At 67.7% G+C, this 20,245-nt stretch carries 19 protein-coding genes; 8 read left to right on the top strand and 11 right to left on the bottom strand.

Annotated elements, in window-relative coordinates:
- Positions 1-41: 41 nt before the first annotated feature.
- Complete coding sequence (locus RAB70_RS13585) at positions 42-1,325, bottom strand: nucleotidyltransferase family protein (protein WP_148828728.1); 1,284 nt, start codon at positions 1,323-1,325, stop codon at positions 42-44.
- On the bottom strand, positions 1,322-2,830 hold the full coding sequence (locus RAB70_RS13580; RefSeq protein ID WP_148828729.1) for a B12-binding domain-containing radical SAM protein: 1,509 nt from the start codon (positions 2,828-2,830) through the stop codon (positions 1,322-1,324). The genes RAB70_RS13585 and RAB70_RS13580 overlap by 4 nt, the downstream gene beginning before the upstream one ends.
- A gap of 185 nt (positions 2,831-3,015) precedes the next feature.
- On the opposite strand from RAB70_RS13580, the gene RAB70_RS13575 reads away from it, so the two are divergent.
- Entirely contained in the window at positions 3,016-4,077 is a 1,062-nt protein-coding gene (locus tag RAB70_RS13575; protein WP_148828730.1) for a serine kinase, read from the top strand.
- A gap of 99 nt (positions 4,078-4,176) precedes the next feature.
- On the top strand, positions 4,177-5,889 hold the full coding sequence (locus RAB70_RS13570; RefSeq protein WP_148828731.1) for an ABC transporter ATP-binding protein: 1,713 nt from the start codon (positions 4,177-4,179) through the stop codon (positions 5,887-5,889).
- 191 nt (positions 5,890-6,080) lie between these two features.
- On the opposite strand, the gene RAB70_RS13565 is transcribed toward RAB70_RS13570, so the two are convergent.
- From RAB70_RS13565 to RAB70_RS13555, 3 genes are all read right to left on the bottom strand, one after another.
- The gene (locus RAB70_RS13565) at positions 6,081-6,356 is read right to left on the bottom strand and encodes a hypothetical protein (protein WP_017910537.1); all 276 of its coding nucleotides are present in this window, start codon (positions 6,354-6,356) and stop codon (positions 6,081-6,083) included.
- Positions 6,357-6,628: 272 nt separating this feature from the next.
- Positions 6,629-7,909 (bottom strand): phospholipase D-like domain-containing protein, encoded by a 1,281-nt coding sequence (locus RAB70_RS13560; protein WP_225851621.1) that lies wholly within the window; start codon positions 7,907-7,909, stop codon positions 6,629-6,631.
- 332 nt (positions 7,910-8,241) lie between these two features.
- A complete protein-coding gene (locus RAB70_RS13555; protein WP_017910539.1) occupies positions 8,242-8,472 on the bottom strand; it encodes a hypothetical protein in 231 nt (76 codons plus the stop codon).
- 190 nt (positions 8,473-8,662) lie between these two features.
- On the opposite strand from RAB70_RS13555, the gene RAB70_RS13550 reads away from it, so the two are divergent.
- From RAB70_RS13550 to RAB70_RS13525, 6 genes are read left to right on the top strand one after another with little or no spacing between them, the layout of a single operon-like run.
- Positions 8,663-9,172: a DUF2796 domain-containing protein gene (locus RAB70_RS13550; protein ID WP_148828732.1), complete on the top strand. Its 510-nt coding sequence runs from the start codon at positions 8,663-8,665 to the stop codon at positions 9,170-9,172.
- On the top strand, positions 9,169-9,882 hold the full coding sequence (locus RAB70_RS13545; RefSeq protein WP_148828733.1) for an ATP-binding cassette domain-containing protein: 714 nt from the start codon (positions 9,169-9,171) through the stop codon (positions 9,880-9,882). Before RAB70_RS13550 ends, RAB70_RS13545 begins: the two co-directional genes overlap by 4 nt.
- Positions 9,883-9,884: 2 nt before the next feature.
- Positions 9,885-11,138, top strand: a complete 1,254-nt coding sequence (locus RAB70_RS13540) for an FtsX-like permease family protein (protein ID WP_173003419.1) — start codon at positions 9,885-9,887, stop codon at positions 11,136-11,138.
- 2 nt (positions 11,139-11,140) lie between these two features.
- Positions 11,141-11,734, top strand: a complete 594-nt coding sequence (locus RAB70_RS13535) for a DUF3299 domain-containing protein (protein WP_148828735.1) — start codon at positions 11,141-11,143, stop codon at positions 11,732-11,734.
- On the top strand, positions 11,721-12,371 hold the full coding sequence (locus RAB70_RS13530; RefSeq protein ID WP_225851622.1) for a DUF3299 domain-containing protein: 651 nt from the start codon (positions 11,721-11,723) through the stop codon (positions 12,369-12,371). Before RAB70_RS13535 ends, RAB70_RS13530 begins: the two co-directional genes overlap by 14 nt.
- Before the next feature lie 12 nt (positions 12,372-12,383).
- Positions 12,384-13,190 carry a hypothetical protein gene (locus tag RAB70_RS13525; RefSeq protein ID WP_225851623.1) on the top strand — a complete coding sequence of 269 codons (807 nt, stop codon included), beginning with the start codon at positions 12,384-12,386 and terminating at the stop codon, positions 13,188-13,190.
- Positions 13,191-13,285: 95 nt separating this feature from the next.
- Here RAB70_RS13525 and RAB70_RS13520 read toward each other — a convergent pair whose 3' ends face one another.
- The 6 genes from RAB70_RS13520 to RAB70_RS13495 form a co-directional block, all read right to left on the bottom strand.
- Positions 13,286-13,945 carry an RloB family protein gene (locus tag RAB70_RS13520; protein ID WP_148828736.1) on the bottom strand — a complete coding sequence of 220 codons (660 nt, stop codon included), beginning with the start codon at positions 13,943-13,945 and terminating at the stop codon, positions 13,286-13,288.
- A 7-nt stretch (positions 13,946-13,952) separates the two neighbouring features.
- Complete coding sequence (locus RAB70_RS13515) at positions 13,953-15,284, bottom strand: ATP/GTP-binding protein (protein WP_148828737.1); 1,332 nt, start codon at positions 15,282-15,284, stop codon at positions 13,953-13,955.
- Positions 15,285-15,426: 142 nt separating this feature from the next.
- The gene (locus RAB70_RS13510) at positions 15,427-15,582 is read right to left on the bottom strand and encodes a hypothetical protein (protein ID WP_170268130.1); all 156 of its coding nucleotides are present in this window, start codon (positions 15,580-15,582) and stop codon (positions 15,427-15,429) included.
- A gap of 72 nt (positions 15,583-15,654) precedes the next feature.
- Positions 15,655-16,836, bottom strand: a complete 1,182-nt coding sequence (locus RAB70_RS13505; protein ID WP_148828738.1) for a VWA domain-containing protein — start codon at positions 16,834-16,836, stop codon at positions 15,655-15,657.
- Positions 16,833-19,148: a DUF5682 family protein gene (locus RAB70_RS13500; RefSeq protein WP_148828739.1), complete on the bottom strand. Its 2,316-nt coding sequence runs from the start codon at positions 19,146-19,148 to the stop codon at positions 16,833-16,835. Before RAB70_RS13500 ends, RAB70_RS13505 begins: the two co-directional genes overlap by 4 nt.
- Positions 19,149-19,162: 14 nt before the next feature.
- Positions 19,163-20,245, bottom strand: a complete 1,083-nt coding sequence (locus tag RAB70_RS13495; RefSeq protein WP_017910372.1) for an AAA family ATPase — start codon at positions 20,243-20,245, stop codon at positions 19,163-19,165.

The following is a 20,245-nucleotide window of genomic DNA, read 5'->3' as shown; positions in this document are numbered from 1 at the left end:
CCTGCGACGGTCGTTTACTGCGCGCTCTAGGAGGGCGTGCGTCACTCCGACGACGGCGCATAGCCCTGCAGCGCGGTGCGCACCGCGTACAGCGTGTCCATCCGCGGCACCGGGCGCAGCAGGCGCTGCAGCACGCGGCGGCGCTGCGGCAGGCGCACCCAGTCCTGGCCCTGCAACCACAGTTGGGTACGGATCATCTCGGCGCGTTCCTGGCGGCTTTCCGCCGAGGGCTGCAGGCGCTGGCGCAGATAGTCCAGCACCTCGCCGCCCGAACGCGCCCATTCGATGCCCGGCAGCGCCGGCAGCCACAGGTGCGAGCACGACGCCGCGGTCAGGTCCAATCCGCGCGCGCGCAGACGCAACAGCGGCGGACACTGCGCGCGCAGTTGCTTGAGCACCGCCGACGGAATCGCCGCGCGGTAGTAACGCAGCATCAACCGCAGCGGCGGCCATGCCCACCAGGCGTCGGTGCCGGTCAGCATCTGCCAGTCGCTGGCGCGCATGCGCGGAGCGAGCAATGCCAGGTCGTGCAGGTGCATCAGCCGCAGGCTGCGGCTGCACAGTCCGCCGGCCGCGTGCAGCAGCAGGTGACGCATCAGCGCGCCGTTGCTGGGGTAGGGATTCAGGCCGGGCCTGCCGTCGCCCGGCAGGAGCTGCGTGCCAAGGTCGACCGTGCGCAGCGGCAGGCGCTCCTGGATGCGCACGTGCAGTTCGATGTTGATCGGCGTGTCGCGGTGCTCGCCCAGGCCACCCACCGCCTGCGCCTGCGCTGGACGGAAGGTCTGGTGCTTCCACTGCGCGAACTCGGCCACGTAGCCCAGCGCGGCGAGCAAAGTCGCGGCACGCTCGGCGTCCTCGGGGCGCACCAGCAGGTCGATGTCGGCCATCGGCCGGTCGCCCGGCCGATACAGGCCTTGCGCATGCAGCGCCGCGCCTTTCAGCGGCACGATCGCCAGGCCGGCGGTCTGCGCCAGGGCGTCGATTCGCTGCAGCAACGCGGCGATGCGCTGGTAGCGCTGCGCCACGTGCTCGCGTTGTCCCTCCAGGAACGCGCGCCACGGTCGGTCCGGCCATTGCGAGCGCTGGCTCAGCAGTGGCGCCACGCCGTGCGCGACCGCCGCGGCTGCGGCCAGTTGCCAGTGCAGGCCGCTCCAGTCCGGCATCGGCGCACCGGGGCGTGCCAGCTCGTGCGCCAGGGTTTCGGTGGTCAGGCGCAGGCCACGGCCGATGCGCCGCAACGGCAGGTGTGCCGGCGTCGCCGCGGCTGCCGCTGTCGGCAGGTCGGCCGCCACGGCCGGAGACGAGGGCGTCGCCAGGTCGCTCATGAGCGCTGCACCAGCGGGATGCGGCGGCTGCCGCCGGCGGCGACCGCCTTGGCCGCCGGCGCTGGCGGCGCGTCGGTCCGATGCTCGGCTTCGCGCGCGATCAGCGCTGCCCAGTCGGCGTCCAGCGCCGCCCAGTCCTGCGCGTGCGTCGGCGCCGGGCGTGCATCCTCGCGGCATTGCAGGTCCACCTGCCGGTGCAGCAGATCGCGTACCTGGCGGTAGAACGCCGAGTCGTAGGCGCCACGGAACATCATCGCCAGGTCGTCGCTGTCCTGCCAATGGGTCTTGCGCCCGAGCTGGTCCTTGACCTGCTGGTAGAACACGGTGCCGGGCAGGGGATAGGACACGCTGACGCCGATGTCGTCCGGGCGCGCCTGCGCCACCAGCCGGCGCGTGGCGAGGATGTCGTCGAGTTGCTCGTCCAGGTAGCCCAGCTGCAGGAAGAAGCCGACGCGGATGCCCTGCGCGCCAAGTCGCTGGCGCGCGGCGATCACGCCGTCCACATCGGTGCCCTTGGTCATCTTGTCGAGGATGCGCTGGCTACCGCTCTCCGCGCCGATCCAGGCCTCGCGGCAGCCGGCTCGCGCCAGGGCGGCGGTCATGCGCTCGCTGCATAGGTCGGCACGGGTCTGGATGGTGAAGGGCACCGCGCCGTCGGCGGCGGCCAGCGCATCGGCGAAGTCCTCCACCCAGTCCACGTGGAAGCCGAAGATGTCGTCGGCCATCCACACATGGTCGGGCGCGAAGCTGCGCTTGAGCTGGGTCATCTCCGCGGCCACGTCCTGCGCCTCGCGGCGCTTGTAGTGATTGCCCCAGATCGGCTTGGCGCACCAGTTGCAGCGGAACGGGCAGCCGCGCGAGGCGGCCATGTTCAGGCTGAAATGGCCGTGTCGCTGCTGCCAGAACGCGCGGTAGCGCGGGATATCCAGCAGGTCCCAGGCCGCCGTCACCGACAGCCGCGGATCCGGCGGCCGCGCGCCGATCTGCGCGCGCTTGAGTTGCGGCAGCACCGCGCTGGCCACCTCGGCGAGGCCGGCCACCCAGCGCGCCGGGTCGATGTCCGGTTCCGCCTGCAGCCGCGCCACCAGGTCCAGCAAGGCCGCGATGCCTTCGCCGATCAGCACCGCGTCGGCACCGGCCGCAAGGAACGCCTCCGGATGGTCCGAGGCGTCGGAGCCGGCGACGAGTACCCGGCTGCCGCCGGCGCGCGCCTCGGCGATCATCCGGCACGCGGCCTCGCGCATCCGGCTCAGGCACATCTTGGTGAGGAAGTTGAAGTTGTCCTCGTAGAACACCACCAGGGCCGGCCGCTGCGTGCGGACGGCGTGGTCGTAGTCCTCCACGCCCTCGGCCAGCATCGCGTCGAACAGCGTCACCTGGTGTCCGTGCTGACGCAGCAGTGCCGCCACCTGCAGCGTGGCCAGCGGCGGGTACGGCTTGCCGCGTTCCCATTGCTTGGGGTCGTAGCGCAGGAAGTAGGAGTGGCTGACCTGGATCTTGAGCATCGGCGAAAGGTCTCGTTCGGCGCCGCGGGGGAGGGGCGCATGCAGCGATGGCCGCGCGCAGGTGGCCGTGGCGGTAGGTGCCGTGGCTGCGCCGTTTGGTTGCGCGAAACACCGGCATGACCCCGCGCAACCTTTGGCCGCGGCAGGCGCACCCACGCTGCATCCACCCAAGCGACTCTTCTCCGATGCAGCGATCGACCGTGCGTGTTCTGGACGTGGCAACAAGCGACCACGCCACGCCAGTCGTCGCTGCGGGCGGTGCCTGCGATCCGTTCCACACCCAGCTGCGGCGCCCCCACACCCTCAGCAAACAACTGCTCGGTGGACGCTTCCACTTCGAGAGCAACAGTCCGTCGCTGCTGGCCTTGGTGGAAGCGGCATTCGGCGCGGTGCCGGCGCATCGTCTGCCGGAGAGCGCCGCGTTCCGCATCGAACTGACCCTGGTGGACCGTGGCGACGCGCCCTACGCGCTGGCAATGGAGCCGCCGCCGGTGCAGACCCATTCCGGCGCGGGTGTATTGAGCGGGGTGATCGATGCGCACAACTACGTCGTGCTGGTGCCCGAGCAGCGCAGGGCGCTGGTGGTGGTGTCCGAGGACATGCTCGCGCACGCCTACCACGTGCGTTACGAACTGATCGAGTTCGCCGTGTTCGTGCTTGCCGCGCACGGCATGCGCCTGGTGCCGCTGCACGGCGCCTGCGTCGGCCGCGACGGCCGCGGCGTGCTACTGCTCGGCGGCAGCGGCGCCGGCAAGTCGACCCTGGCGCTGCACAGCCTGCTGCGTGGGCTGGAGTTCCTTGCCGAGGACGCGCTGTTCGTCGCCCCGCACTACCTGCTCGCCACCGGCATCGGCAACTTCCTGCATCTGCGGCCGGAACTGTTGCACCTGCTCGATCCGCAGACCCGCGCCTGGATCGCCGCGGCGCCGATGATCCGCCGCCGCAGCGGCGCGCTGAAACACGAGGTGGACATCCGCCAGGGCGAGGGGCGCCTGGCACAGGCACCGTTGCGGCTGGCCGCGGCCGTGTTCGTCTCGGCCACCATGGCCGCCGATCCGCAGCGGCTGCTGCAACCGATGCCCGACGCGGACGTGGCGGCACGCCTGGCCGCGGACCAGCCCTACGCCGCGGGCCAGCCGCACTGGCCGTTGTTCGCGCGCCAGTTGCAGCGGCTGGGCGTGTACGAACTGCAGCGCGGCACGCATCCGGAGGCCTCGGTCGATGCGCTGCAGACACTATTGGCCTGATCCCGTGCAAAACGTGACGGTGCCGGCGACGTGCATCGCCGGCGCAGGGGAGTGCGGATGGCGCACCGCGTCGATGGTCCGCCGCATGGATACCCATCGATGAGCACACGTCCGGAACCGGCATCGCACTTGCTGCGCGCCTTCGTCGCCGTGCTCGGCCGCGGCGAACGCCTGCGCATCGCCGGGTACGTGCTGCTGTCGCTGCTCGGCGCGCTGGCCGGCGCGCTGGCCGCGGTCGCGCTGGTGCCGCTGGTGCAACCCGGCCACGTGCTGACCCTGGCCGGCCACGCATTGCCGTTGCCGACCGGCTTCCTCGCGCAGACCCTGCTGTTCGTCGCCGCCAGCAGCGGCTTCGCCCTGCTGCGTTGGTGGGGCACACGACAGGCCGCGGACCTGGCCAGCCGCCACGCGCTGGACCTGCGCCGGCAGGTACATGCGCGGCTGCTGCAGGCGCCGCTGCCGGCCCTGGCCGACGCCAGCTCGGCGGAAATCGCCAACCTGCTCACCTACAACGTCGAGATCGTGGTGCAGGGCTTCAGCGCGCTACTGCAACTGCTGGTGGCGGCGATCACCGCGGCGGTGAGCCTGGCCGCGGCGTTCCTGGTCTCGCCCATGCTGGTGCTGGCGCTGCCGCCGCTGCTGGCGCTGGGCCTGCTCGCCTTCCGCATCGCCGGCCACGAACAGGCCCGGGTCAGCCGCCAGTACGTCGCCGACATGACTCGGCTGTTCTGGCTCAGCGAGGATTTCCCGCGGCGCCTGCGCCACGTGCGCTCGTTCGCCCGCGAGGCGCGCGAGCAGGAAGCCTACGAGGCGATCGCCGGTCGGCTCGCCTATGGCTACGCGCGCCAGCAGGCGCTGGTCGCCTCCGGCCGCCTGTTGCTGGAACTGGCGGCGGTGGCGGCCATCGCCGCGATCATGCTGCTGGCCGGAGTGTGGCACGGCATCGACCGCGGCGCGCTGATCACCGTCGGCCTGCTGCTGGGGCGGCTGCTGCCGTACTTGGTCTCGACCCGGCAGAGCGTGCAGCAACTGCGCTCGGCCGCGCCTGCGCTGGAATTGTGGCAGCGCTACGTCGCGCTCAGCGCGCTGCCAACGCCACCTGGCACCGTGGCGGCACAGCCCAGTGCGGCGACAGAAGCGACGGCGCCGATCCAGATCGAACGCATCGGCCTGGCGCCGCCGCTGGCCGCGGTGGCCTTGACCGGTCTGGTCCTCGCACCGGGCACGCTGACCCTGATCAGCGGCCCATCCGGTGTCGGCAAGAGCAGCCTGATGGACGCGCTGGCCGGCATGGTCGCGCCACCGCAGTTCGCCGCGCACTGCGACGGCCGTGCGCTCGACTTGGCCGGCTATCGCGCCGCGCTGCAGCCCTTGGCCTATGTCGCCCAGGGCGTGCGGCCCTGGCAGCACAGCGTGCGGCAGTGCCTGGCCTGGGCGGCGCCGGCGGCGAGCGAGGCGGCGATGTGGGAAGCGCTACGCGACGTCGGCCTGGCCGCGCGCCTGCAGGGCGGCGCCGGCCTGGACACCGCCGCGCACGGCGCCGGCGCGCGCCTGTCCGGCGGCGAACTGCAGCGGTTGCTGCTCGCCCAGGTGCTGCTGCGGCAACCGCGCGTCGCCTTGCTCGACGAAGCCACCAGCGCGCTCGACGCCGCCGCCGAACAGCAGGTCCTGAGCACGTTGCGGCGGCGGCTGCCGCAGACCGCCCTGGTCGCGGTCTCGCACCGCCTCGGCCTGACTGCCATCGCCGACCAGTGCGTGATGGTGCAACGCGGGACCGTGTCGCCGCTGCTGTTGGCTGATCGGGCTTCCTGAGCCGACAGCATTCCCTCAGCGTCGCACTCATCAGCAGGGGCCGAACTCCGCTCAGCCCGCTACAGCCTACTGCTTCGTATGCGTCAGGCAGTCCGATATTTGGGACCAGCAGAAAAACAAAACCCCGCAAGCGGGGTCTTGTTCCTAGGCCATGCCATCTGGACAGGCAAGGCTAAATGGCCACACGCCCCCTACGGGATGTCGCACTTCATCTTTCCATCCACGTAGTACGGCTTGGGGACGTCCGGATTCTGGCTGGTCTTTTCGAACACCACCTCGAACGAGTTGGGGTCCGGCTTGCCCTTGCGTTCGGTGCAGGCGTCCTGCAACTTCTTCTTGACCGCGGCGATGCCGGCGTCGCGGTTGGCACCGTCGGCGCTGTTGGTGAGATTGGCGACCTCGGCGAAGGCCGGCGAGGCGAGGCCCAACAAGCTTCCTGCGAACACGAGTGCGTGCAGCGTCTTCATGGCGTCTCCTTGTTTTGATGTCCGTACGCGGTGGGAGGCGTGCGTTGCGGCGCATGCGGCAATGCCCGGCGCCGCGGCCGCCCTCCAGCGCGGAGCTAGGATAGGGAGCGCTGGTTAAGGCTTCGTAGGGATCGGCGCGCAAGACCGTCGCAGCAACATTCGACGGGTCAACGCAGCGCATTGACGCGGCGCTGGATCTTCGGGCCGAGCACATGCTTTGACACGCGCCGGCTCGCCCATGGACGCACAGGCCGCGCAGGACGACTCAGCGACTACTCGGTACGCGGCGCCTCGTAGTTCTGCCCAGGCTGCAGCGTGGTGACGTAGGGGCCGTTCCAGTCGCGGTCGAAGATGCGCGTCAGCGTCTCGGCTGGCCCCTTGCCCTTGACGAACACCGAGGCGTCCACCGCGGTATTGAAGTAGCTCCATTCCCAGTTGCCGGTGCCGATCACGCTGCTGCGGTCGTCGGCCACCGCGTACTTGGCGTGCTCGACCCGCGCATACGGAATGAAGCCCTGTGGCGCCGGTGGCAGGCGGCTGAACTTCACCGCGATGTTCGGCAGTGCGGCCAGGCTTTTCAGATAGGCCTGCATCGGTTCGCGCAGCGCCCAGTCGGCGACGATGATGTGCACCTGCACGCCGCGGGCGGCGGCGTCGCGGATGGCGCCGTCGACCGGCGCCCACCAGCCCTTGGGCCCGAAGCTGCGGATCGCCGAGAGCGTCATCACCTGGATGCGCAGCGCATGCTGGCTGGCGCGGATCATCTCGACCAGGGCCGGCTCCTCGGCGCTGACCCACGCCGGCTGCAGCGCCGGCGGGCTGAACGCGGGGAAGGCGACCAGCGGCGCATCGCTGCCGGCATCCAGCAGCACCGGATCGGTGGCGGTGACCGGAACGAAATCCGGCGGCTGCACACCGCGCGCCTGCGCCTTGGCCAGATTGCCTTCGTCGGCCAGGCGCCAGCTGTAGTCGAAGCTCGCGGCGAAGGTCTTGGCGAAGCGCGCGTCATCGATACGCGCGCCGATCTCATGGATCTGCTCCAGCGCCCGCCAATCCCAGTTCTGGCTGCCGACGAACACGCTGGCGTCGTCGACGATCATGTACTTGGCGTGCAGCACGCCGCCGGTCAGCGTATCGACCGGCAGCACCCGCACGGTGATGCCCGGCACCTTGCCCAGCCAGGCGACGCTGTCCGGGTTCTTGGCCAGGAAGGTGTGGTCGACCAGCAGGTGGACCGCCACCCCGGCGCGGGCGCGGGCGGCCAGTGCGTCCAGTACCGGCGTCAGGCCGGTGCCGGGCTTCTCGGAGATGTAGAACGCGGCGATGTCGATGCGCTGCCTGGCCCCGTTGATCATCGCCAGCCAGGTCTGCTGGGTGCGCGGCACGCCGGGTTCGCCGTAGACGCTGGCCTCGGGCACGCTCTCGACGATATGGAACTGCGAGGGCTGCGGCCGGGCCTGGGCGCCGGTGGCTGCCGACAGCAGCAGGCAGGCCATGGCGGTGGACAGGAGGCGGCGTGCGGGATGCACGCTGGCGATGGAAACGAGAGGCACGTTGGGTGTCCTTGCGGGAGCGTGGGAAGTGGATGCCGGGCGGCGATGCGCGTGCATGCTACCGGCAGCTGTCGTAGCTTGGCAGCCTGCTTTGCAGCGCATATGTCAGTCAGATGGTGACGGCTAAGTTGGCGTTCCCGTCCAGGGGCGTCAGCGCTTCAAGGCAGAGCGCGCCACCAATGCGCACGCAGGCCGCGGCCGACCTTCATCGCTTGACCACTCACGGTCCTGATTGGATCAGGACGTCGCCATGCCGCGCCGTGCGGCGTTCGCAGAAGGAATGCATCGCCGTCCAACGGCACCGGCGACCACGTCGTGCCGTGCGAGAAGATTCATGCCCGACCGTCGGCGAATGCGGCCTGCGCCTGCGCAAACCACTGCAGCACCTGCTGGCGATGCGGCTCGCCCCAGCAGCGCACGAACTGCTGGGTGTGGTGGTCGGTGAGGTCGTTGAGCGCGGCGATGCGTTGCGCGACGTAGGCAGGCTCCAGTCGCAGGCCGCAGTCGACCTCGATGCAGTGGCGCCAGGCGGTGTAGCTGTCGGGAATGATGGATGAAGACATGAAGATCCCTGGAGTTCGGCGCCCGTCGCGGCACAGGGCCGCCGTGCGAGGCGCGTCGGTGGTGGCCGGATGCGAACCGCGGCTGACTGACGGCAACGGCAGGCTTGCGCCCGCGCTCGATAGTTCACTACTGTTATAGTGTAACTCAACCGATGCGCTGCATATGCGACCTGGCATTCCCCTAATCCTGTTGCTCCTCTCCGCCAGTTCGCCAGCCACCGCTGCGATCCGCCACCATGGCCCGCACGTGCACGGCCAGGCCAACCTGGAGGTCGCCGTCGACGGCACCGCCGTGGACGTGCAGCTCAGCGCGCCCGGCATCGGCATCCTCGATTTCGAACACCCGACGCGCGATGCCGGCGAGCGCCAGCGGCTGGAGGCCGCGGTCGCCACCCTGCGCGGTGCGGGCTGGTTGCAGTTCCCGGTCGCGGCGGCCTGTTCGCTGCGCAGCGCGCAGGTCACCACCGAGGGCTACGACGTGGCGATGGCCGATCCGGACGAGCCCGGCCACAGCCACGCCGAGTTCCACGCCCGGTACGCGTTCAACTGCGCCCAGCCGGCGCGACTGGATCACCTGCAGGTGCTGTTGCCGCAACGTTTCCCCGGGCTGCACACGGTGCTGGTCGATGTCGCCACCGCTGCGGGCCAGGGTCGAACCGAGGTGGTGCCTGGGCAGACCCGGGTGAAGCTGCCGGAATGAACCAGCACCACGTCGTCGAACTGACCGAGGTGCGCTTCGGCTATCCCGGCGCCGCCGCACCGGTGCTGGACATCGCATCGTTTGCGCTGCCGCGTGGGCAGCAACTGTTGCTGCGCGGCGCCAGCGGATCGGGCAAGAGCACCTTGCTTGCCTTGATCGCCGGCGTGCTGCAGCCCACGGCCGGCTGCGTGCGCGTGGCCGGGCAGGACCTGGCGGCCTTGCGCAAGGCCGCACGCGATCGCTTTCGCGCCGACCACTGCGGCGTGGTGTTCCAGCAGTTCAACCTGCTGCCGTTCCTGAGCACCCGCGACAATATCGCGCTGGGCCTGCAGTTCTCGGCGCGCCGCGGCCGGCTGGCGGTGGGCACGCAGGCGCTGGACACCGAGATCGAGCGGCTGATGGTCGCGCTGGGCCTGGACGTGGCGGCGCTATGGTCGCGACCGGCTGCCCGCCTCAGCGTCGGCCAGCAGCAACGCGTGGCCGCCGCGCGCGCGTTGATCGCACGGCCGCCGCTGCTGCTCGCCGACGAGCCCACCTCCGCGCTCGACCCGGTCGCGGCGCAGGCCTTCCTGCAGTTGCTGTTCGCCGAGTGCCGGCAGGGCGGCACCAGTTCGATCGTGGTCAGCCACGATCCGTCGATCGCGCCGCTGTTCGACGCCCAGGCCGACCTGGCCACGCTCAACCGCGCCGGCGCCGGAGGTGCGCGATGAGCCTGTTGAAGCTGGCCCTGGCCAGCCTGCGCAGCCGGCGCCTGGGCGTGGCCTTGACCGTACTGGTGATCACCCTGAGCGTGACCCTACTGCTGGGCGTGGAGCGGATCCGCACGCAGGCGCACGAAGGTTTTGCCAGCACCGTGTCCGGCACCGACCTGATCGTCGGCGCGCGCTCGGGCCCGGTGAACCTGTTGCTGTACTCGGTGTTCCACATCGGCGACGCCACCAACAACGTGTCGTGGAAGAGCTACCAGGACCTGAGCGCGATGCCCGAAGTGAAGTGGGCGGTGCCGCTGTCGCTGGGCGATTCCTACCGCGGCTACCGGGTGGTCGGCACCAGCGCCGGCTTCTTCGAGCACTACCACTACGGCGCCAAGCATCCCCTGGCGTTCGCGCAGGGCAGGGCGTTCGACGATCTCTACGATGCGGTGATCGGTGCCGACGTCGCCGCCGCGCTCGGCCGCCACCTCGGCGACGAGATCGTGCTGACCCATGGCACCGGCCGGATCAGTCTGGCCACCCATGCCGACAAGCCGTTCCGGATCGTCGGCATCCTGCGCCGCACCGGCACGCCGGTGGATTCCAGCGTGCTGGTCTCGCTGCAGGCGATCGAGGCGATCCATATCGATTGGCACTCCGGCGTGCGCCTGCCGGGCCACCACGTCAGCGCCGCGCAGGCGCGGGCGATGGACCTGACCCCGGACACCATCACCGCCTTCATGCTCGGCCTCAAGACCCGCATCGCCACCTTCTCGGTCCAGCGGCGGATCAACGAGTACCCGGAGGAAGCGATGCTGGCGATCATGCCGGGCGTCACCCTGCAACAGTTGTGGGGCACGCTGGGCACGGCCGAAGGCGCCTTGCGGATGATCGCCTCGCTGGTGGTGCTGCTCGGCCTGGTGTCGATGGTCGCGCTGCTGGTGGCCACGCTGCAGGAGCGCCGGCGCGAGATGGCGATCCTGCGCGCGGTCGGCGCACGGCCGCGCGACATCGCCTGGCTGCTGCTGTTCGAGGCCGGCCTGGTCACCGTGGTGTCGTGCGTACTGGCGCTGCTGGCGGTGACCGCGGCCAGCTGGCTGGCGCGCGGCTGGGTGCTCGATCATTTCGGCCTGGCGATCAACCGCATCGCACCCAGTGCGGCGGAGTGGGGCTGGCTCGGCTGCGTGCTGCTGGCCGGCGTGCTCGCCGGCATCGTGCCGGCCCTGCTGGCCTATCGCCGCACCCTGGCCGATGGCCTGTCGCCGGAGCTGTGAGCATGACCCGCTGGATCCTTCCCTTGCTGGCGCTCGCACTGCTGTGCGGCTGCGGCCGCCAGCAAGCCGCTGCCCCGAAAAAGACGCAGGAGACTCCGGCGGCGCAGCCAGCACCGGCCAACGAAGCGGCGATCAACCCGCCACTCGGCGAGCCCGACGCCGACGGCTATCGTGAGCTGGACTGGAGCGCGATGCTGCCGCCGGCCGAGTTGAAGGCCCTGGAAAACAGCGACGAAGCGCCGGTCGACCACACCGGCAAGCGTGCGATGCCGCAGACCGGCACCTACAACACCGTGGCCGCCGTGCTGGCGCGCAAGGTGCGCCTGCCGGGCTACGTGGTGCCGCTGGACAGCGACGACGCCGGCCGCGTGCGCGAGTTCCTGTTCGTGCCGTACTACGGCGCCTGCATCCACGTGCCGCCCCCGCCACCGAACCAGATCGTGCATGTGCGCCTGGATACCCCGATCGACCCGCCCGACATGTACAGCCCGTTCTACCTGAGCGGCCAACTGCGCGCGGAAACCCTCCACGGCGAACTCGCCGGCACCGCCTACACGATGGAGCAGGCGCACCTGCATCCCTATGAAAAAGGCTGATCGCCATTTCCTGCTGACTGGAGTGCTGTGCCTGCTGGCGGGCTGCCACGGTGATGGCGGGAAGCAGCCTGACACGACGCCGGCACCATCGCCGGCAGCGACGCATGCGACCGCAGCCGCCGACGCCGTCCCGGACACAGTGGAGCGCTGGGAACAACTGGCACCGGCCAACGACATCTACCAGCGCCCGCCGCCGCGGATCGGCACCGCGTGGCGGGGCGACGCCGCGGTGCTGGATCAGCCGGCGCCGGTCGACGATGGCCCCTCGGTGGTCAATGGCATGCCGATCGACCATTCCGGCACCCAGCGCGCCGCGCAGTTCGGTTCATCGCAAGTGGTGAAGGGCCTGGAAGGCAAACGCTTCGCCCTGGACGGCTACGTGGTGCCGCTGGAAAGCGACGACCAGGGCAAGGTCAGCGAACTGCTGTTCGTGCCGTTCTATGGCGCCTGCATCCACGTACCGCCGCCGCCCCCGAACCAGATCCTGCACGTGGTGCTGCGCACCCCGATCGACGTGCCGGAGTTGTGGGACCCGTTCCACCTGCAGGGGCGGCTGCATCTGGCCGACTTCAAGGCCGATATCGCCAATGCCACCTACGAGGCGGAGGACGCCACGCTCACCCCGGTGCAGGGCTGAGGGCGCGGTCCGATGCGCCTGAAGTCGCCGATGCGTTTGGCGATCGCGATCGCCGCCTGTGGCGTCGTCGTTGCCGGCGGCGTGCTGTTGGCATTGCGCACGCACGGGCATGTGGCACCGACACCGCGTGCCGCTGCGACCACCGCGATCCACCCGCCAACGGTGCCCGCATTTCATGTCGCACCATTGTCCGAAGATGCAGCCGACAAACGCATCACCGCACTGCTGCACAGCGATCCCGCATTCGCGCGCGACGCCACATTCCTGATCGTAGCCAGCGTCCGCGAACGCTGCGCACCGGCCCATTCTGGTGAACTGGCGAAGATGGCCAACCGCGCGCGCCTGCCGGTACTGGTCGCAACATCCGAGGTGACGACGCGCGAACCCGACCTGGACCATCCGATCTACCAGGCGATCCAGCGCACCGCCGCCGCTGCGCCCTGCGGGCGCGCGCTCGACCTGACAGCGACCGGCCTGCCGCTGCAACTGGACCCGGAACGCTACGCGGCGGCGTTCCCCGACAGCTACTACCAACCCACGCTGGACACCGTGCCGCACGAGTACGCCGGCCAGCCGCTGGGCACCCGCGCGGCACAGGAATGCCAGTCGATCGCCTACGCGGTGCTGCCGCTGGGCCGGGATGGCTGGCAGTGCAGAGCGCTGTGGTCCGGCATGCGCCCGCGGATCGTCAAAGCCTGCGAACAAGCCCGTAGCGAAGGCGGGCAGGGGGCAGGTGAGGCGATTCCGCCGGAGGTCGCGAAACGGCTGACGCCGGTGGTGGCGGGCTTGCTGGAGAAGTTGCCGGAATCCTGTCGCTGAGCATGGTTATTTCGTGTTTTGCGCTGCGAAAGCAAACCGCTGCCAACAGCAAGAGTTGAGCAAGACAGAAACTCGCGCGGGGGAAGGGGGCAAATTCAGGCTTTGATGCGGAAATTTATTCGACCGTTATCGATGATCTTCTGTACCAAATTACCGACAGTCGTCGATGGGCAGCCGTTAGGGCAGCCCTCATTCTCTCTTGAGATATTTAGGTGTGCGGCTCTGGAAATTGCCGCACCGACATGACTCTTCATCATCTCAAAATCGACGCGCGCGTTATTTGTGTGATGATAGCCAGGCATCACAAGGTTGAGATGTCGTTGAACTTCATGCCTCCCCTCCTGCGCCCCGTACTCCTGGTTTAAATGCAAGAGCGGCCACAGTTCAAAACAAGGATTTGAGAACGCCAGGCCAATTTTGTTGGTCCGTGCAAGCGCAAATGCTGGTTCAACGTCGTGTTCGTCACGATCAAACACTGCCCATACGCTAAACGGAATACGGTCCGCTAAAGGCGCCTTCCGCGCCTTTAACTGGAGCTTCTCTTTCTCAGCAACTGCGGCTTTCACAACAGTCATCGGGACCCCAGTTCTGGGGAGGATTCGAAGCCTTACGAGGCCCGCGCCGTAATAGCCAATGCACTTCTGAAAGTAGTCAGGCTCAGTAACAGTTCCTTCACAAGCAATTACAACCTCAACTTTGGATTCAAGATGAGGAGATCTTCGCTTAAGTGATGGCGGGCTTGGGATGCGACTCATTTTTCGTCTATTCCGAAACGTAAAGTGGAGAGTCTTCAAAGCCGAAGAATGGAATCGCACCAAATCTGCCCCTAAGGTATCCAGCTTCGAAGTTATCGTCCGCTCGAATTCTGATATCGCTTAACGAATAGGTATGAGTAGCGCCCTCACGATCCTTCTCTGCAAACCAAATCTGGTCTCTTCTAAGAATTCTTCCAGAAAGCAAATTAGTGTCATGGGTGGAGAAAAGGAGCTGGGCCTTCCCTGGGTTTGTCTCAGGATGCGAAAAAAGTCCAATGATCTCGCGCGAAACGAGTGGATGGAGTGTACTATTTAATTCATCAATAATCAGCACGCCACCTTCCATCAGCCTCTTAAGGACTGGACCGAGCAGCCCCAAGAGTGCAATGGTTCCGGCGCTCTCCCAGGTCATTTCGAGCGAGTAGCTTTTTCCTGCAGCCCCGACGTGCTTCACTCCAACCTTTGCCTCCTCCGTTCTCTTGGGAAGGTTGATTTTCTCCTCATCAAGATGACTATTAAGGACGCGTTCAAATTCCTGCACTAGTGCCTGACGTTTTTCATCTATTGGAACTTTTGAGAAGTCTATTCCGACTATGCCAGTGTCTGCAGAAGACAAAAACTGGATAGCCCTGGATCTTAGTTCTTCGTCTTCGCCAAAATAGGCCAGAAGCTGCTCCGGCAAGAGAATCTCAGAAGTCTCCTGCATTCTATTAGTAATTTTTTGCGCAAAAAACTTGAAAATAGGAGAAAGCTGAGAGTGTGAATTCTGAGCGGCCGCGGAAAGAAATAGGCTATTTGGACGAACAAGTTTCGATATGACGCGATTCTCGCCTTTTAAATTTTTCCCAAAATAGAACTCTTCGTCCGCTTCGAAGTCTCGGGTGAACAAGGTCGTTCTAACATTTCGCGACCCATCTACCGGAAACGAGTAAAGCCACTCGCTGCATACGCGCTCGTTGGATATGATGTAACCATAATGATAGCGCACGCCGCTTAGAACTATATCGACATCATACCGTGATGGCTTCTTTCGCCCCTCTTCGTCTAGCAAAAAAGGCCTATGCGGAACTTTTCGTGTGGCAGAGCGCGCATGGGAAGATACGATTTCACCGACAAAGTGCTGCAATGCATCAAGTAAGGTTGTTTTTCCGGAAGCATTGGCGCCATAGAGTGCAAGAACTGGAACTACTTGAAGCTTTTTTCGCACCGTAACATTGGTCGCTAGCTCGACCGCCTCGAGAAGACCGTGCTCAGCGTCCTTCAGGGGAGTCGCGACTAACGAAATCTCCTGATAAGTCTTGATGGATTTGTGGTTTTCAACGCCAAATCGGAGCAACATGACTAGCCTTCAGGGTGTTCATTTGAGAAATTATCGCACAATTTCTCACTAGAGGGAGGCGTACGAGTCCTCAACGGCATCCACACAAGGTGGGGGGAGCCACACGAGTTCGTGAGCGGCATGATGATCCAGGCCGAGACTGTCAGCCCAAAAGGGTCCCCGTTTCTTTCAGCACACTGAAGACCTTCCTTGATGGAATACCGATGCCTGCCTGCCATGCGGTGAGTGCGTTGTAAGGAAACTGCACAGCCACCATGACGACGAGGCCAACAACCACCAGCACCACGTTATTTCGCATAATGTATCTTATGTAAGATCAACCAGGCCAGAGGTGGCCCCGCAACCCAAGACGCTATCAGTCCCACCAACCTCACCGCACTGTCACCAACCCCTGCGCCCCCGCCCACTGCTGGATGTCGTCACGGCGGATCGCCGCGGCCATCAGGCCGGGGAATGCGTCCGGGGTGCAAGCGAACGACGGCACGCCTAGCGCCGCCAGCTTGGCGGCCAGGGCGCGGTCGTAGGACGGTGTGCCTTCGTCGCTGAGGGCCAGCAGCACGATGAACTGCACGCCGGATTCGACCAGTTCGCGGGCACGCGCCAGCAACCGCTCCTCGACGCCGCCTTCGTACAGGTCGGAGATCAGCACCAGGATGGCGTTGTGCGGTTCGCGGATGATGCTCTGGCAATAGCTCACGGCGCGGTGGATGTCGGTGCCGCCACCCAGTTGCACGCCGAACAGCAGGTCCACCGGATCGTCCAGTTGCTCGCTCATGTCGACCACTTCGGTGTCGAACACCACCAGGCGCGTGGACACCGCCGGCAGCGAGGCCATCACCGCGCCGAAAATGCTGGAATACACCACCGAGGCGGCCATGGAGCCGCTCTGGTCGATGCACAGCAGGACTTCGCGTTGCGGCTTCCTGGCCTTGCGGCCGTAGCCGACCAGGTCCTGCGGTACCACGGTGCGCAGGTCGGGTTGCCAGTGCCGCAGGTTGCTGCGGATGGTGCGGTGCCAGTCGATCTCGGCCAGCCGCGGGCGGCGGTTGCGGCGAGCGCGGTCCAGGGCGCCGGTCACCGCCGAGCGCATCGGTTCCTCGAGCTGGCGCAGCAGGCTCTCCACCACCTGGCGCACGACCATGCGCGCGGTGTCCTTGGTCTGCGCCGGAATCACCTGGCTCAGGCCGATCAGGTTGGCGACCAGGTGCACGTCGGGCTGCACCTGCTCGAGCATTTCCTTTTCCAGCAGCATCTGGGTCAGATCCAGGCGCTGCAGGGCGTCGCGCTGCATCACCTGCACCACCGACGAGGGGAAGTAGCGGCGGATGTCGCCCAGCCAGCGGGCCACATTGGGCGAGGAGGCCCCTCGCCCGCCGCGGCGCCCCAGGCCGCCTGGGCCGTCGGGCTCGTACAGCGCGGCCAGCGCCTGGTCGATGCCCTGCAGCGGCTTGTGCAAGGCGCCGCAACTGGATTCGGCCTCCTGCCCCAGGATCAGGCGCCAGCGCTGCGCGCGCGAGGTGGGCGTGTCGGGTGTGGATGGCATGTCGGTCATGCGGGCAATCCCAGCAGTTCGCGCAGCGTCGGCACCGCGCGCTCGGCGCGGGCCAGGTTCCAATCGGGGACGACAGCGGCCTCGGTTTTCTCCACCGGCGCCTGGCGCACGCGCGTTCCCAGGTCGCGGCGGTCGGCGGGCTGGAAGGCGGCGAAGGTGCGCCGCACCAGCGGCAGCACGCGCACCAGTTGCGCCTCGTCCAGCGCCACGACCCAGGCGTCGATCATCTGCCACACGGCATCGTCGTGCAGCAGCACGGTGGCGTTGCGGTTGAGGAAGCCGTCCAGCCATTGCGCGGCCTGCAGCGGTTCGGCACCCGGCGACAGGTGCTGCTGCAGTTGCAGGTACACGGTGGTGCCCTGCACCGCCTGGGTGTCGAACAGCAGCCGCAGCGCAACGCCCTGCAGCAACGCGTTGCATGCCGGCGACAGCGCCACGCGTTGCAACGCCTGTTGCCAGTTGGCGCTGCCGTCCGCATCGCCGCGCAGGCCGATGGCGCGATCGGCGTCCAGGACGATGCTGCGCGCCTGCTCGGCGCGGGCCTCGTCGAGGCTGGACAGCGCCAGGGTCAGGCCGATGACCGCGCGCGCCAGCATGCTGTCGAACAGGTGCGCGACCTGGTGGCCCTCGGTCTGGCGGACATTGCCGTAGCGGTACACGTTGGCCAGTGGCGGCAGTGCGCCGAGCAGCGCCAGCGGGTCGGCATCGGTGGCGGCGCGGGCCTCGAGCTCGGCGGCGATCGCGCTGACCGCCTGCGGCAGATCGGCCAGCAGCACTTGGTCCACCAACGCGGACAAGGCCGGCAGCGCCTCGGCCTTGCGTGCCTGTGCGGTGGCCATGCTGGACGCGGCATCGGCCAGGGTCTGCCCGTGGCGGCTGGCTTGCACCAGGTCCACCAGGAACTGCGGCTGCCAGGCCAGTTGCCAGATTTCGTGGAAGGTGCCGCGTGCGGACTGCCCGGTGCGCGCCAGCCGGCCCCATTCGATGCCGATCAGGCGCAGCCGATGCAGCAGATGGCTGCGTGCCAGGTCGGTGTCCTTGCGCAGATCCAGATCCAGGGTTTTTTCCAGCGCTTCGGGTTTCAGGCGCAGGCGCTTCTGCTGCGCCTCCAGGTCGCGCTGCAGCGGCACCGCCGGCACGCTGTCGGGTACCTGACCCAGGGCGTCGCCGACCATCAGGCGCTCGCGGATGAGCCGCATGGGCGCGTCGTCGCCGTTGCAGATGACCGCGCGGCTGGCCTCGGCGATGTCGTCGAGGCCCGGGGCCGGATGACCACGCAAGGCGGCCAGGGTGTCGGCCAGGCGTGTGGCCTCAATCAGATGCGCCGACGAGCAGTCGAGTCCGTGGTCGCGCAACAGGCGCCCCACCCGCGCATACCAGCCGACAGCGCGTTGGTCGTGGACGCCATTGCTGCGCCACAGGTGGTCGTACCAGCCCGGCGCTTCCACGCCGGCGCCGTAGCCGCTGTCCATGCTCAGGTGGCGATAGGTCCATGGCACCCAGGTGCTCTGCGTCTTGCGCTTGGGCATGGCCTTGAGCACGCGGCTATCCGCGGTGGCGCTGTTGGCGCGCAACGCGGCCGGCTGCAACGCCGGCACATGCCAGGCGCCACAAACCACCGCGACACGCGCGAACGCCTTGCTGGCGCTGCGCAGCGCGCTGCGCATGTGGGCTTCGCGCACGGCCTCGTGTTCGCCGCGCAGGCCGGGAGGCTCCGGCGTGTGTTCGCGCACGGCGGCCATGGCCTCGGCGATGGCATCGAACAGCCCCTGCCCGTCGCCCCGCTCTTCCACCATGTGGTTCCACCAGGCCTCGCCGTCGGCATGGCCGGCGGCGCGCGCCAGCCAGTCCAGCGGATCGGACGGGCGCACCTCGGCGCGCTCGTCCCCGGCTGCGTCGGCGTCGTCCTGCGCCGGTGGCGGCGTGTCCGCCGGTTCCGGCATTTGGTCTGCAGGCGCAGCCATGCGCTCGGCACGCGCCTGCGCCTGCCATTCCAGGGTCAAGGCCGGCGGCACGTCCATGAAGCGCACCGCCACGCCGTTGCGCAGCGCCCAGTGCATGGCCTGCCATTCCGGGGAGTACGCCGCATACGGATGGAACACGGCCAACTGCGGGTCGTCGACGCAATAGGACAGCAGGGCCACCGGCGGCTGCATGCCCTCCTCCAGCACGTGCGGCAGCAATGCCTCGTTACCTGCCGGCCCTTCGATCAGCACGCAGTCCGGCTGCAACGCCGTCAACGCGGCCACCAGGCTGCGCGTGCAGCCGGGACCGTGGTGGCGAATGCCGAACAGGGAGATGGCTTCGCTCATCGAGGCCGGCTCGCTCAGGCCTGCTCGCGGAACGCGCGGTACAGGTCCTTCCAGTCCTCGCGCTCCTTCACCACGGTTTCCAGGTATTCCTTCCACACCAGCGCGTCCTGCACCGGATCCTTGACGATGGCGCCGATCATGCCGGCGGCCATGTCGCCGGGGCGCAACACGCCGTCGCCGAAATGGCCGGCCAGGGCCATGCCGTTGTTAATCACGGAAATGGCCTCGGCGGTGGAGAGCGTGGCGGTCGGGCTCTTCAGCTTGGCCTTGCCGTCTTCGGTCACGCCATTGCGCAACTCGCGGAAGATGCGCACCACCCGCGCCACTTCCTGCAGCGCCGGCGGCTCGGCCGGCAGGTCCAGCGCCGCGCCCATTTCGGCCACGCGCTTGCGCACGATCGCCACTTCGTCCTCCTCGCTGGACGGCACCGGCAGGATCACGGTGTTGAAGCGGCGCTTCAGCGCGCTGGACAGTTCGTTGACGCCCTTGTCGCGGTTGTTGGCGGTGGCGATCACGCTGAAGCCGCGCACCGCCTGCACTTCGCTGCCCAGCTCCGGGATCGGCAGGGTCTTTTCCGACAGCACGGTGATCAGCGCGTCCTGCACGTCGGCCGGAATGCGGGTGAGCTCCTCGATGCGGGCGATCTTGCCCAGGCGCATGGCCTGCATCAGCGGGCTCGGCACCAGCGCCTTCTCGCTGGGCCCGTTGGCCAGCAGCTGCGCATAGTTCCAGCCGTAGCGGATCTGCTCTTCGCTGGTGCCGGCGGTGCCCTGCACCAGCAGCGTGGAATCGCCGCTGATCGCCGCGGTCATGTGTTCGGACACCCAGGACTTGGCGGTGCCCGGTACGCCGAACAGCAGCAGGGCGCGATCGGTGGCGATGGTCGCCACGGCCACTTCCATCAGGCGGCGGTCGCCGATGTACTTGGGGCTGACCACGAAGCCGTTCTCCAGCGTGCCGCCGAGCAGGTAGGTCACCACCGCCCAGGGCGACAGCTGCCAGTTGGCAGGCCGCTGGCGGTTGTCCTGGCGGCGCAGTTCCTCCAGTTCCTCGGCGTATTGATGTTCGGCGTGCTGGCGCAGGACGGCAGTGCTCAT

The organism is Xanthomonas sontii, from assembly GCF_040529055.1.
In the GTDB taxonomy this organism is placed as follows: Bacteria; Pseudomonadota; Gammaproteobacteria; order Xanthomonadales; family Xanthomonadaceae; genus Xanthomonas_A; species Xanthomonas_A sontii.
This window is presented reverse-complemented; position numbering and strand designations above follow the sequence as displayed.

Excerpts from the sequence above, each read along its gene's own strand:
- RAB70_RS13520 (WP_148828736.1), bottom strand. The coding sequence starts at position 13,945 with ATGAGTCGCATCCCAAGCCCGCCATCACTTAAGCGAAGATCTCCTCAT.
- RAB70_RS13530 (WP_225851622.1), top strand. The coding sequence starts at position 11,721 with ATGAAAAAGGCTGATCGCCATTTCCTGCTGACTGGAGTGCTGTGCCTG.
- RAB70_RS13495 (WP_017910372.1), bottom strand. The coding sequence starts at position 20,245 with ATGAGCACTGCCGTCCTGCGCCAGCACGCCGAACATCAATACGCCGAG.
- RAB70_RS13575 (WP_148828730.1), top strand. The coding sequence starts at position 3,016 with ATGCAGCGATCGACCGTGCGTGTTCTGGACGTGGCAACAAGCGACCAC.
- RAB70_RS13580 (WP_148828729.1), bottom strand. The coding sequence starts at position 2,830 with ATGCTCAAGATCCAGGTCAGCCACTCCTACTTCCTGCGCTACGACCCC.
- RAB70_RS13585 (WP_148828728.1), bottom strand. The coding sequence starts at position 1,325 with ATGAGCGACCTGGCGACGCCCTCGTCTCCGGCCGTGGCGGCCGACCTG.
- RAB70_RS13515 (WP_148828737.1), bottom strand. The coding sequence starts at position 15,284 with ATGTTGCTCCGATTTGGCGTTGAAAACCACAAATCCATCAAGACTTAT.
- RAB70_RS13565 (WP_017910537.1), bottom strand. The coding sequence starts at position 6,356 with ATGAAGACGCTGCACGCACTCGTGTTCGCAGGAAGCTTGTTGGGCCTC.
- RAB70_RS13500 (WP_148828739.1), bottom strand. The coding sequence starts at position 19,148 with ATGAGCGAAGCCATCTCCCTGTTCGGCATTCGCCACCACGGTCCCGGC.
- RAB70_RS13545 (WP_148828733.1), top strand. The coding sequence starts at position 9,169 with ATGAACCAGCACCACGTCGTCGAACTGACCGAGGTGCGCTTCGGCTAT.
- RAB70_RS13570 (WP_148828731.1), top strand. The coding sequence starts at position 4,177 with ATGAGCACACGTCCGGAACCGGCATCGCACTTGCTGCGCGCCTTCGTC.
- RAB70_RS13510 (WP_170268130.1), bottom strand. The coding sequence starts at position 15,582 with ATGCGAAATAACGTGGTGCTGGTGGTTGTTGGCCTCGTCGTCATGGTG.
- RAB70_RS13525 (WP_225851623.1), top strand. The coding sequence starts at position 12,384 with ATGCGCCTGAAGTCGCCGATGCGTTTGGCGATCGCGATCGCCGCCTGT.
- RAB70_RS13535 (WP_148828735.1), top strand. The coding sequence starts at position 11,141 with ATGACCCGCTGGATCCTTCCCTTGCTGGCGCTCGCACTGCTGTGCGGC.
- RAB70_RS13505 (WP_148828738.1), bottom strand. The coding sequence starts at position 16,836 with ATGACCGACATGCCATCCACACCCGACACGCCCACCTCGCGCGCGCAG.
- RAB70_RS13555 (WP_017910539.1), bottom strand. The coding sequence starts at position 8,472 with ATGTCTTCATCCATCATTCCCGACAGCTACACCGCCTGGCGCCACTGC.